This is a genomic window from Ruegeria sp. YTSC325 (assembly GCF_059609525.1).
Window position 1 is genome coordinate 115,170 of sequence record NZ_JBXWLY010000015.1, and the last position, 12,808, is coordinate 127,977.

Consider the following 12,808-nt stretch of genomic DNA (forward strand, 5'->3'; position numbering starts at 1 on the left):
GCATGAGTATTGAATGGATTGCAGCGGATTGGGGCACCTCTCACTTGCGGGTTTGGGCCATGCAGGGCCGCAACGTTCTGGATCAGGCTCAATCCGACAAAGGGATGGGTAAGCTTCCGAAAGATGGGTTTCAAAACGCGCTGTTGGAACTGATCGATGACTGGTTAGGGGACGCACCGGTCGATGTCGTCGCCTGCGGCATGGTCGGTGCGCGCCAGGGTTGGGTTGAGGCCCCCTACTCGGCCGTGCCAACGGCCCCGGTGCCTGAAACGCCTATTCGTGTACCAAATACAGACCCCCGCATTCGCGCTTTTGTGGTACCCGGCCTGAAACAGGCTGCCCCGCCAGATGTGATGCGTGGCGAGGAAACGCAAATCGCTGGTTTCCTGTCTGGGCGCAAGAACTGGGATGGTGTGATATGCCTGCCCGGAACGCATACCAAATGGGTCCAAGTCAGCGCCGACGAGGTCGTCAGCTTCCGAACTTTCATGACAGGCGAGATGTTCAGTCTGCTTAGTGAGCAATCTGTTCTCAGACACTCAGTCAGTGACGGCTGGGATCAGGACGCTTTTGCCGAGGCCACGGCGGACACCCTGTCGAAACCCGAACAGATGGCGGCGCGCTTGTTTGGGCTGCGCGCATCGGATTTGTTGAACGCAGATGATCCGGGCGCCGCGCGCGCGCGATTGTCAGGTTACCTCATCGGGGCAGAACTGGCCGCCACGCGCCCCTACTGGCTGGGGCAACAAATCGCAATCATCGGGGCCGACAACCTTTCTAGAATCTATGCGCACGCGCTTAAACAGCAGGGCGCATTTGCTGAAATTGCGAACAATACCCAGGCCACTCTGGAGGGTCTGCGGCAAGCCCGGAACCGCACGAGGCAAACAGCATGAGCAGACCCATCATCGCCATTCTCAGAGGGCTGCGTCCTACCGAAGCTGCAGATGTAGGCGCCACCCTGATCGACGCTGGCATCGACAAAATCGAAGTTCCGCTGAACTCTCCCGACCCGCTCGATAGCATCGGGATTCTAGCCGACAAATACGGCGAAAAATCCCTGATTGGCGCTGGTACAGTCTTGGCCACATATCAAGTGGAGGCCGTGGCCGCTGTCGGAGGTAAGCTGATCGTTTCACCGAACTGCGACATCGATGTCATCAAACGATCGGTCAGTCTGAACCTGCAAAGCTGGCCTGGCATCTATACACCTACCGAAGCGTTCAATGCTCTCAAGGCCGGGGCAACCGGCCTTAAGCTGTTTCCCGGCGTAATGGCAGGCCCCGCGGGTTTGGCTGCATTGCGCCCCGTTTTGCCTGGAGGCACACAAGTCTTCGCCGTCGGTGGCGCAGGCCCTGAAAACTTTGGCGAGTGGATCAACGCCGGCGCAGATGGGTTCGGCATAGGATCAGCCCTGTTCAAACCGGGTATGTCAGTGTCTGAGATTGCCGAGCGCGCCCGCAAGATCGTTGCGGCCTATGACAAGGCGGTTGGATGAACTCCGTCTACGACGATCGCCCCTGCGAGCTGGGCGAGGGGCCGCTGTGGCACCCCGGTCGGCGACAGCTGTTCTGGTTCGACATTCTTGGCAAACGGCTGCTCACGCAACGTGACGGTGTGCCCCAAAGCTGGCAATTCGATGAACATGTCTCAGCCGCAGGGTGGGTCAACCGGGGCGTGCTGCTTATTGCGTCTGAAACCGGCCTGTGGCGGTTCAGCCTGGACACTGGCGAAAAAGAGTTGATCGCAACACTAGAGGCAGAGAATTCCATAACGCGCTCGAATGATGGCCGGGCTGATCCGTGGGGCGGGTTCTGGATCGGAACGATGGGCAAGAACGCGGAACATGGGGCTGGATCGATCTATCGGTTCTGGCGCGGCGAAGTCCGCCGTTTGGTGCCAGATGTCACGATCTCTAACGCCATCTGTTTCGCGCCGGACCGATCCTGTGCCTATTTTTCTGACACAATGACCAAACAGGTTATGCGCTGGTCGCTGAACCCACAGACTGGCTGGCCGGAAGGCGACAGCACCGTTTTCCTTGACCTGCGCGATGATCACCTGAACCCTGACGGCGCGGTGGTAGATACCGAAGGCCAGATATGGATCGCGCAATGGGGTGCGCATCGCGTCGCAGTGTATTCTCCTGACGGGCAGTTCCTGAAAGCCGTGACCTTTGACGCGGCGCATACGTCATGCCCGGCGTTTGGAGGCGACGATTTGACAACCCTTTTCTGCACAACCGCGCGCCAAGGGCTGGATGCCGAAACGCTTAGAAACCATCCCACAAACGGTATGACCTTTGCCGCACCAAATGCGGGGCAAGGACAGCCAGAACACAGAGTGATCCTATGACTCCCGAACTCGGCGTCTGCTATTACCCCGAACACTGGCCAGAAGAAAATTGGGCTGAGGATGCCGCCCGCATGGTCGAGACCGGGCTGTCCTGGGTACGCATTGGCGAATTCGCCTGGAGTCGGATGGAGCCTACTCCAGGCGATTTGCAATTCGACTGGCTGGATCGGGCCATTGAAACACTCGGTGCAGCCGGTCTGAAAGTGGTTCTGGGAACCCCGACTGCCACACCTCCGCGGTGGATGATTGAGAAACATCCTGACATGCTGGCAATGAATCCGGATGGAAGCCCACGCAAATTTGGTTCTCGCAGGCACTACTGCTTTAGCCATGAAGGTTATGTCGCGGAATGCGCGCGGATCACCCGTATCATGGGCGAACGCTATGGCCGAAACGCTCATATCGCAGCATGGCAGATCGACAATGAATACGGCTGCCACGAAACCACCCTCAGCTATAGCCCAGTCGCGCTTGCCGCGTTTCAGAACTGGCTTGAAGCGGAATATGGCTCGATTGACACGTTAAATACGGCGTGGGGTAATGTGTTCTGGTCGATGGAATATGACGGGTTCGACCAGATTGACCTGCCCAACCTGACTGTGACTGAACCCAACCCCGCCCATGTTCTGGCCTTTCGCCGGTTCAGCTCGGATCAGGTGGTGGTGTTCAACAAAGCACAAGTGGACGTGTTACGCGGGCAGACCGACGCGCCGTTGTTGCACAATTACATGGGTCGCGTGCTGGAGTTCGACCATTTCAAGGTGGGCGAGGACTTGGATATCGCCACGTGGGATAGCTATCCGATCGGTTTTCTGTCGGACCGTCTTGAGGAGGATGAGGCGCACAAGACCGCCTTTTTGCAACAGGGTGATCCTGACATGCAAGCCTTCCACCACGACCTCTACCGCGCGGTGGGGCGGGGTCGCTGGTGGGTGATGGAGCAACAACCCGGCCCGGTGAACTGGGCCCCATACAACCCGGCGCCGCTGCCGGGTATGGTCAAGCTCTGGTCGCTTGAGGCTGTCGCCCATGGCGCCGAGGTGGTCAGCTACTTCCGCTGGCGTCAGGCACCGTTCGCACAAGAACAGATGCATGCCGGGCTTTTGACGCCGAATGATCGCCCGGCCCCCGGATTAACTGAAGCGCGGGAAACTGCAGACACCTTAGCCGAAATCGGTCCGGTGGCCCAAACAAGGGCAGACGCTGCCATTCTGTTCGACTATGCCTCGGATTGGGCATGGGCGACACAGCCTCAAGGAGCTGGGTTTGATTACTTCCGGCTGGTGTTCTCGGCCTATCGCGCCCTGCGCCGGGCGGGGCTGTCGGTGGATTTCCTTTCACCCGACACAATCCCAGAGAACGGATACAAAATCATTCTGGCACCGGGCCTGGCGACAATCGACGAAGACCTTGAACATCGCATCCAAAAGGGATGCACTCTGGCGATCCTTGGACCGCGCAGTGGGGCGATCACACACGATTTTCAGATCCCAAGCACAGGCCGCCCCGGATTAACCGGATTGGACAGCGAAGTTGATCTGATTGAGACCTTGCCACCGTCGATCCAACGAAACGTCACAGGTGGTGGTGCGGCCCAGCATTGGGTTGAGCGGTTGTCGGGAACAGCTCCGGCCTTGTTGACTCATGCAGATGGCACCCCCGCGCTTACAGGTACAGATACCCTTTGGTACCTCGCTGGGTTTCCCGATGAGCCTCTATGGGATCGCGTCGTTCAAATGGCGGCCCAACATACCGGTTTGAAACTGCATCCTGTTCCCGGTGGCCTGCGCCGCCGCGAGACTGAACACCACGTGTTCCTGATCAACTACAACGCGACACCGGTCACGTGGAACGGGCACGTGATTGATGCCTGTGATGTACTGATCGTTGAGAAAGAAACGCCCGCCGAAGGATAATCCCGGCGGGCGTGATTGACGTCGCTAGTCTGTCTTCAGACTGTTCGGATCAAAGGCCCCGCCGAACCCACCGTTTGTCGACGGCTGCGGCTCCGAGCTCGACTCCTCGTCGCCTCCGCCCAACGTGTTCGGTGCAAACACATTGCCAAACCCGCTATTGTTTGACGGTTTCGGCGTTGATTGCGCACCACCCCGTTCGGCCTCTTCCGCTTCGCGCTGTTTGCGGCGTTCTTCACGTTGCTTGCGCAGTTCCTGAATACGCTGCTCAGCCTCAAGCTGCTTTAGCTCTTTGACGTTGGCGATGCATTGCGCAGGGTTATAGGCTGTCGCGGTACCAACCACGGTGATCGTGGCCACGCCGAAGACAACCACCAAAAGGGCCGCCACGTTACCCGCGAAGAAGCTGGGCAACTTGATCTTGCCCGCCAATTCCTCGACCGTGGCGTTCTTGCGCGCGGCAGCCACCAGCTCCTGCCGTTTCAGCTTGGCCTCATTCAGCAGAGCAAAGAACACAGTTAGCGCCACGATGATGAAGGCCAAAGCCGAGATCGAAGGCGTGATTCCGTACCGCACCTTTTGCGCCAGTTCGATGGTCAGCGTCGGGTATTCGCCAAAGGTGAAAGTGGTCGTGTTGTAGTTCTCGAACGACGCGAGGAATGCCAGCACTGCGGCGCTTGCAATCGCGGGTCGCATGAACGGCAGCAGGATCTTGCGGAATGCCTGCGCATGGGTCGCACCAAGGTCCAGCGCGGCCTCGGTCAGGGCCACGTCATAACGCTGCAGACGCGCCACCAGCACCAGCATGCAGTAACTGGCGATAAAGGTGGACTGGCCAATCACCGTCAGGAAGATGCCGTTCGACAACACACTATCCGCGCCCAGCCCGAGCATCCGGTTGATCCGGTCCCAGAACACCAGTGTCGAAATCCCCAGCACAACGCCGGGGATCAGGATCGGCGCGATGATGATAGTGTAATAAGTCGCGCGCAGCTTGGGCCAGATTTGGGTCAGCATCAGCGCCCCCGCCAGCCCCATCGCAACCGACAAAACCACCGTACCGGCCCCGATGATCAGCGAGTTCTTGATGCCGTTCAGGATACGCTGATCTTGAAACAGTTCTCCGAACCACTGGAAGGTCAGGCATTCCCACGGGGTCATCCGTGGGAATGCGGACGAGTTGAAGGCTGTGACTGACATGATCACCAGCGGGCCCAGCAGATACAGGAAGAAGATCGCCAGATAGACCCAGATGCTGATACGCAGGAAGGACAGGTTCATTTCCCGATATCCCCCATATTCACCTTGAACAGGCGCATCACGGCCAGCACGAACAGGATACAGGTCACCAGCAGCACGATGGCGTAGGCGGCCCCCTGCGGCCAGTCATTATTATCGTTGAACTGCTGATAGATCAGCTGCGTGAACCACAGCGAGGACGGCCCGCCCAGAATCTGCGGCGCGGCCAGCGCACCGGCCGACAGCATGAACACCATCGTACAGCCCGAGCTGATCCCCGGCTTGGCGTAAGGAATAACTACCCGCCAGTGAATACGCCACCAGGGCGCACCCAGATCCCGCGCGGCCTCGATCTGATTGTGGTCCAGACTTTCGATCACGTTATAGATCGGAAAAATCATCAGCAGGATGTAGGCATAGCCAAGCCCTGCATAGAGCGCGATATCGTTGCGGATAAAGTCAAACGGCGTATCCCAGATGCCCAGCCCCATGAACAAGGTATTCAGCACACCTGTCTCGCCAAAGATAATCCGCAAAGCAAAGGCACGCAGGATTTCGTTAATCCAGTAGGGGATGATCAGCATGATCGCAAAGATGCGGATGTGGCTGCCTTTGGACTGACCCAGATAATAGGCGATCGGGTAGCACAGGATCAGGTTGAAGATCGTCACACAGATCGCAGCCAGCAAAGTGCGGAAAAACACGCGCAGATCAACTGCGTTATAGTCCTGACTGCCGCCTTCGGGGCCGTAGATCAGGTATTTGTAGTTCTCCAGCGTATAGACATCCTTTGGCCCGCCAATCTCGGGCGGAGGCAGGTTGGGCCGGAATGAGAAATCCAGCATCGACAACTGAGGGAGGATGATCAGGCCGATGGTCCAGAAGATCACCAGACCCAGAATCGCCAGCCCCATGCCTGTGCCATTGCGGTTGAAGAATTCTTTCAGGAAACGGGGCATGTGATTTCCCCTATTCCGCAGCCAGCTCACCTGCCGGAACCAGAACCGCGTTGCGGGTCTCGTATTCCAGCCGGATGGTCTGGCCTGTGTGATCCTCGAAGGATTGCCCGACATTGGGCAGGGATACCTTGATCTCTTTACCACCGTCGCCTTCGGTGAAAATGTTGAAGACGTTGCCTTCGAATTCTTCGTGCTTCACACGTGCCGTAACGCAATGGTCGCCCGGGGCGTCATCGGAAGCGATAGCAAAGGCTTCGGGTCGGACGAACATCATTGCCTCATCTCCTTCGCGCATCTTGCCCTGATTGGCGGTTGAAATCCGCGCTACAAGATCGCCGGTGCGATTGGTCGAGATCACGGCTTCAGTCCCCATGACCTGCCTGATCTTGCCTCGGAACACGTTGTTTTCCCCGACGAACGAGGCCGCAAAAGCCGTGTTTGGGTCATTGTAAATCGTCTTGCCGTCAGCAATCTGGTCGATCACACCCGCCCGCATCACGGCGATGTTGTCGGACATGGTCAGCGCCTCGCCTTGATCGTGGGTGATGTAAATAAAAGTAATCCCCACACGTTGCTGAATCTCGCGCAGTTCGGTGCGCATATGCTGGCGCAGCTTCAGGTCCAGCGCCGAGAGCGGCTCGTCCAGCAGCAATACGTCGGGTTCGGCGCACAGGGCGCGCGCGATGGCCACACGCTGACGCTGGCCGCCTGAGAGTTCACTAGGCAGTTTGTCGCCCTGCCCCGGCAAGGCGATCATGTCCAGCAACTCATCCGCGCGTTTACGGCGCTCTCTGGCGCTGGCACCTTTTATTTCCATGGAAAAGGTAATGTTCTCCCAGACCTTCATCAGCGGAAACAGCGCGAGGTTCTGGAAGATCAGTGCAGTGGGCCGTTTGTTCGGGCCGATCCCGCGCATGTCGTTGCCACCGATCAGAACCTTGCCTTCGCTGGGATCAAGAAAGCCGGAAACAGCCCGCAAGATCGTCGTCTTGCCGCAGCCCGAAGGGCCAAGGAACGAAAAGAAATCCCCCCCGTTGATGTTCACATTAGCATCCCGCACGGCGACGAAATCGCCGAACCGAATCCACAGGTTTTCCAGATCTACACCGACCCCTGCACTCATTTTAGGTATCTCCGTCTGGTGCGGATGGGGACCACACCGATATAGTGTCCGTCACGCCAAAGCGCACGGATGGATGGCCCCCCGCGACATCGCGGAGGGCGTCGTTTCAAAGCGATCAGGCGCTTTTGAACTTGTTGACGAACTCAGTCCGGGTTTCGGCGTACCACGGTGCCTCAGCCGGCCACGGGTTGAGGTTGGCCAGCGAGTCGCCCGGATAAGCCTCGGCAAAGTTCTTCTTGTAGGTGTCGCCCGAATATTGATCGGCACCCAGAACTGGCGAGTTATAGCCGTGGCTGTCGATCGCCACACCAGCCGGCTTCGCCTGATAGGCAAAGTCGATGAAGGCATAGATCTGATCGATATTCGTCGCACCGGTCGGAATCGACATACCGTCAACCCAGGCCATCGCACCCTCGACAGGGGCTTGGTAGTGTACAGGCTCGCCTGCCGATTTCAACGCCAGCGGTGGGCCGTCCCAAGTCTGACCAACCACAACACCTTCGTTCAGCAGACCGTTTTTCTGAGTATCCGCGTCATTCCAGATCAGCTTGATCCGGTTCTTGCGCTCGATGCACCAGTCGGCGATCTGGCCCCAAACCTTGCGCATGGTGTCTTCGTCACCATAAGCGGCCCAGACCGAACCCGGTTCCATCTCACCGGAACGTTCCATGTAAAGACCTGCGCCCAGCATCATCGAATGCGCGCGACCCATGGTTTTGCCCGCGTTCTCCTCGGACCATACATCGCCATAAGACGGCGCATCGCCTTCGGGCAGCCATAGATCGGTGCGATAGGCAATGCCCTCGGTACCCCAGATATGCGGCAGCCAATGCACGCCCGCATCGCCAAAGTTCCACGCATCCGTGCCAATTGCGGCCATCGCCGGGTTCACCAGATCAATCGGCACCTTGTTCATGTCGAAGGGCTGCAACAGCTCCAGCGGTTCCCACTGCAAGGACCGGTTGTTGGTGGGCGAGACGATGTCAAAGCCCTGGCCTTTGGTGGCCTTCATCTTGTTGATGATCTCTTCGTTCGAACCAATACCAGTATAGTTGACCTTGATTCCGGTCAGAGTTTCAAACTCCTGCAGGAAGGACGGCGGCAGGTAGTCCGACCACATCAGGATGTTGATTTCACCCGACGAGGCCAGCGCGCTTTTGCTATAAAGCGGGGCAGCCAGCGCCGCCGCACCAGCGCCTTTCAGGACTGTCCGCCGGGACAGGGTCTTGAATTCAGTCATAGTTGTATCTCCCGTTTTCATTAGTTTTTTGTTTTTGTGTTTACACGCTAGACCTTTGCGAGACCTCTGTCAGTCCAAAAGTGACAGTTATCAGTTTTCATAGGTCCAGTTTGCGCTGCTCTCTTGCACGATCCTGTGCGCAATTCAGCAAATACACGGCTCTGGCCCGAAAACATCAAAATTGCAGAAACGTTAAAAATATGCCGCTTGATCCACATGCCGATAAATGAGGCAAAACGGAGCAGACCCGTTTACCAGTCGAGTGAAGCAGGCAAAACCAGATATGAGAGTGCTTTAGTGATTTTCAGAAGAATCAGGATGTTGCGCGCATGCTTTTGCCATCATGGAACAAGTGAACTTTCTCAGGGCTAGCCGTGACTCCGACTGTTTGCCCTCTTTTGCCGCGTTGAATCCCTTGCAATTTGGCAATGACGGCTTCGGCACCTTTACGGCTCTCGAAATACAACAAAGTCACCTCGCCCAATGCTTCTGTGAAATCGACAACGCCTTCGAATGCAGGGCTTTCATCGGTGGGTACAAAGTCTTCGGGCCGGATGCCGACATTGACCTGCTTACCCATGTCTTGCTCTTGGGTCGCGATACTGCTTGTAACCGTTCCGCCTGAATCCAGATCAACCACCGTCTCGGAACCAGTTTGCACGATGACACCTGGCAACAGGTTCATCGCCGGAGAGCCTATGAACTGCGCGACAAACTCATTGTCGGGTGTTTCATACAGCTCCAACGGAGTACCCACCTGTGCGATACCCTTGTTGGCCAGAACAACAATCCGAGTGGCCAATGTCATGGCCTCAACCTGATCGTGGGTCACGTAGATCATTGTGCTGTCGGGCATTGCCTCTTTCAGGCGCGCAATTTCAATGCGCGTCGCAACACGCAGGGCCGCGTCGAGGTTCGAAAGCGGTTCGTCGAACAGATACACCTTGGGATCGCGTACAATGGCCCGCCCAATGGCAACCCGCTGACGCTGCCCCCCGGACAGAGCCTTGGGGAGGCGGTCCAGAAACGGTTCAAGCTGAAGGATCTGGGCGGCCCGTTCGACCGCGGCATCCACATCCGCCGCAGGCATTTTGGCGATCTTGAGGGCAAAGGCCATATTCTCGCGCACGGTCATGTGGGGATAAAGCGCATAGCTTTGGAACACCATCGCAATGCCGCGCTGCGCCGGGGGCACATCGTTCATCATCTGCCCCTCGATCTCAAGCGTCCCGCCCGAGATCTTCTCCAGCCCTGCAATCATACGTAGTAAGGTGGATTTACCGCAGCCCGAAGGGCCGACGAAAACGATCAGCTCGCCCCGGTCAATGTCCAGATTGATGTTCTTCAGAACATCCACATGACCATAAGTCTTGGCCACGTCCGTGAGTTTGAGTTCCGACATAACCTACCCCTTGTCCCGCGCCAGCAGACAGAATTGCGCAGCGTCGAGGGACAGTGCCCCTTCCCCGTCGACGCTGCCCAACTCCTCCCCGATTACGTACCAGTTCCCCTCTGGCAATGTGATTTGGGTCGGATCCGAGCCCAAATTGAAGGCACAGAAAACCTGTTCAGTCGGGGCGTCGCGCAGGAAGGTCAGAACAGGGCCGGTCTGGGCCATCTGCATCTGCTCCCCGGACATCAGTGCCGGATGCGCATGTCGCAGCGCAATCGCGCGGCGATAGTGATGCAGCATCGAGTTCGGGTCCTGCTCCAGCCTGTCTACCGCGCGCTCGGCTTGCAGCGGGCTGACGGGCAGCCAAGGACGACCGGCACTAAATCCCGATTGCTCGTCCTGCGCGGCCCAGACCATCGGCGTGCGGCATCCGTCGCGGCCTTTGAATTCGGGCCAGAATTCGATGCCGTAAGGATCTTGCAGATCTTCGAACGCTACATCGGCCTCGGGCAGACCCAGTTCCTCACCCTGATACAGGCAGGCAGAGCCGCGAAGGCACATCATCAGAACCGCATGCTGTCGAACGGCCTCGTCGCTTAATCCCCAACGCGTCGCGTGTCGCTGAACATCATGGTTCGAGAAGGCCCAGCAAGGCCACGCATCACCGGCCTTGTCCTCTAACTGATCGAAAACCTGTTTGGCGTAAGACGCAGTCAATGCACGTTTTTCCAGAAACTCGAAGGCATAGCACATGTGCATCCGTTTATCGCCGGTGGTGTATTCTCCCATGATCTCAAGCCCGCGCTGCGCGTCTCCGACCTCACCCAGACAGGCACGGCCTTCATATTCGTCGGTCAACGCACGCAACCGTTCGAGGAAGGCGATATTCTCGGGCTGGCTTTTGGAGAAAAGGTGATCTTGATGGTTATAGGGATTCACCATCGGCGCAATCGAGGCGTTACGCTGATCCATCGGCAAGCCGGGGTTGTCGCGCAGCTGCATGTCGTGGAAGTAGAAGTTGATCGTATCCAGCCGGAACCCATCGACGCCCAAATCCAACCAGAACCGGGCCACATCCAGCAAGGCGTCCTGAACCGCCGGGCAATGGAAATTCAAGTCGGGCTGCGAAGTCAGGAAGTTGTGCAGATAATACTGCAATCGCCGCGAGTCCCACTGCCAGGCCGAGCCTCCGAAGATCGACAACCAGTTGTTTGGCGGCGTTCCGTCCGGTTTCGGGTCCGCCCAGACATACCAATCGGACTTTTCGTTTTCGCGGTTGGACCGGCTTTCGCTGAACCACGGGTGCTGATCCGAGGTATGCGACAACACAAGATCGATCATCACTTTCAGCCCAAGCCCATGCGCCTGATCCAGAAGCTCTTTGAAATCCGCCATCGTTCCGAACATCGGATCGACATCGCGGTAATCGCTGACATCATATCCGAAGTCTTTCATCGGAGATTTGAAGAACGGCGATATCCAGATCGCATCGACCCCAAGCGAGGCGATATAGCCCAGACGCTGAGTTATCCCCCTCAGGTCGCCAATTCCGTCGCCGTTGCTGTCCTGAAAGCTGCGGGGATAGATCTGATAGATCACACCGCCACGCCACCAATCGGACGCTGCTTGGGTTGCCTTCGTTGTGTCCACAGTGTTCTGCACGTTCATCAGAAGCCTCTATTTGACGGATCCGGCCAGCAGGCCCCGGACCAGATATTTTTGCATTGCGAAGAAAACGATCAGCGGCACGGCGATCGAGACAAAGGCCGCCGTGGCCAGAATTTCCCAGTTGCCGCCCCGCGTGCCCAGTAACTCGACAATCTGGTTGGTCATGACGGTGGTCTGACCCGACGCGTCGATCAAAAAGACCTTGGCGACCAGCAGATCATTCCAAGTCCACAGGAACTGGAAGATCGCGAAAGAGGCCAGCGCCGGGAAACTGAGCGGAAGGATCAGTTTGGTGAAGATCTGAAACTCGGTCGCTCCGTCAACCCGCGCGTTTTCGATCAGGTCTCGGGGAAGGCCAGCCATGTAGTTGCGCAGCAGGTAGATTGCCAGCGGCATCCCGAACCCGGTATGGGCCATCCAAACCCCAAGATAGCCTTTCCCGATCCCGATATTGAGGTGGAATTTCAAAAGTGGGATCAGCGCCAGTTGCAACGGCACCACCAACAATCCAACTACGGCAGCAATCAGCAGGGCGCGGCCGGGGAAATCCATCCACGCCAACGCATAGGCCGCAAAGGCGGCCACCAAGATCGGAATGATTGTCGCCGGGATGGTCACAGTCAGAGTATTGAAGAACGCCCGCCCCATGCTGTCAGAAGAATCTTCAGCCAACAAAACCTTGTGGTAATTGGCCAACGTGAACTCGGGCGGCAATTCTGCGGTCACGAATACACGGGCGCCCCGGCCGCCGGTAAATTCTTCCGAATTCTCCATCCTGTAGTTGCCTTGCGCGTCCACAGTGATCGTACCACCCCGGCGCAGCTCAGCGGTATCACCCGGAACGGTGTTGTCACGTTAACTTCCGACCCACCAAGGAATGCTGATGCCCGGACTTCAAGCAGCTCGAGTGGCGGCATT

The 12,808-nt window shown here is 57.6% G+C and carries 10 protein-coding genes and 1 pseudogene; 4 read left to right on the forward strand and 7 right to left on the reverse strand.

Features of this window, described 5'->3' with window-relative positions; all coding sequences use genetic code 11:
• Window positions 1-2 precede the first annotated feature (2 nt).
• Genes AC2FF7_RS18565 through AC2FF7_RS18580 form a run of 4 tightly spaced genes read left to right on the forward strand, consistent with a single transcriptional unit; the run spans window position 3 to window position 4,271 of the window.
• Window positions 3-896: a 2-dehydro-3-deoxygalactonokinase gene (locus AC2FF7_RS18565; RefSeq protein WP_496906127.1), complete on the forward strand. Its 894-nt coding sequence runs from the start codon at window positions 3-5 to the stop codon at window positions 894-896.
• Window positions 893-1,498 (forward strand): 2-dehydro-3-deoxy-6-phosphogalactonate aldolase, encoded by a 606-nt coding sequence (locus AC2FF7_RS18570; RefSeq protein WP_170355118.1) that lies wholly within the window; start codon window positions 893-895, stop codon window positions 1,496-1,498. The genes AC2FF7_RS18565 and AC2FF7_RS18570 overlap by 4 nt, the downstream gene beginning before the upstream one ends.
• Entirely contained in the window at window positions 1,495-2,355 is an 861-nt protein-coding gene (locus AC2FF7_RS18575; protein ID WP_170754123.1) for an SMP-30/gluconolactonase/LRE family protein, read from the forward strand. Before AC2FF7_RS18570 ends, AC2FF7_RS18575 begins: the two co-directional genes overlap by 4 nt.
• Window positions 2,352-4,271, forward strand: coding sequence for a beta-galactosidase (locus AC2FF7_RS18580; RefSeq protein ID WP_496906128.1), 1,920 nt, complete (start codon window positions 2,352-2,354; stop codon window positions 4,269-4,271). The genes AC2FF7_RS18575 and AC2FF7_RS18580 overlap by 4 nt, the downstream gene beginning before the upstream one ends.
• A gap of 24 nt (window positions 4,272-4,295) precedes the next feature.
• Here AC2FF7_RS18580 and AC2FF7_RS18585 read toward each other — a convergent pair whose 3' ends face one another.
• The 7 genes and pseudogenes from AC2FF7_RS18585 to AC2FF7_RS18615 all read right to left on the reverse strand — a co-directional run.
• Entirely contained in the window at window positions 4,296-5,549 is a 1,254-nt protein-coding gene (locus tag AC2FF7_RS18585) for an ABC transporter permease (protein WP_480868330.1), read from the reverse strand.
• The gene (locus tag AC2FF7_RS18590; RefSeq protein WP_480868331.1) at window positions 5,546-6,466 is read right to left on the reverse strand and encodes an ABC transporter permease; all 921 of its coding nucleotides are present in this window, start codon (window positions 6,464-6,466) and stop codon (window positions 5,546-5,548) included. The genes AC2FF7_RS18585 and AC2FF7_RS18590 overlap by 4 nt, the downstream gene beginning before the upstream one ends.
• Window positions 6,467-6,476: 10 nt before the next feature.
• Window positions 6,477-7,589 carry an ABC transporter ATP-binding protein gene (locus AC2FF7_RS18595; RefSeq protein WP_480868333.1) on the reverse strand — a complete coding sequence of 371 codons (1,113 nt, stop codon included), beginning with the start codon at window positions 7,587-7,589 and terminating at the stop codon, window positions 6,477-6,479.
• 115 nt (window positions 7,590-7,704) lie between these two features.
• Window positions 7,705-8,829 (reverse strand): extracellular solute-binding protein, encoded by a 1,125-nt coding sequence (locus AC2FF7_RS18600; RefSeq protein ID WP_170355124.1) that lies wholly within the window; start codon window positions 8,827-8,829, stop codon window positions 7,705-7,707.
• Window positions 8,830-9,142: 313 nt separating this feature from the next.
• Window positions 9,143-10,231: an ABC transporter ATP-binding protein gene (locus tag AC2FF7_RS18605; protein WP_480868334.1), complete on the reverse strand. Its 1,089-nt coding sequence runs from the start codon at window positions 10,229-10,231 to the stop codon at window positions 9,143-9,145.
• 3 nt (window positions 10,232-10,234) lie between these two features.
• Complete coding sequence (locus AC2FF7_RS18610) at window positions 10,235-11,890, reverse strand: alpha-amylase family glycosyl hydrolase (RefSeq protein WP_480868335.1); 1,656 nt, start codon at window positions 11,888-11,890, stop codon at window positions 10,235-10,237.
• A 9-nt stretch (window positions 11,891-11,899) separates the two neighbouring features.
• Window positions 11,900-12,730 (reverse strand): annotated as a pseudogene (locus AC2FF7_RS18615) (carbohydrate ABC transporter permease); the annotation flags it as partial.
• Window positions 12,731-12,808 lie beyond the last annotated feature (78 nt).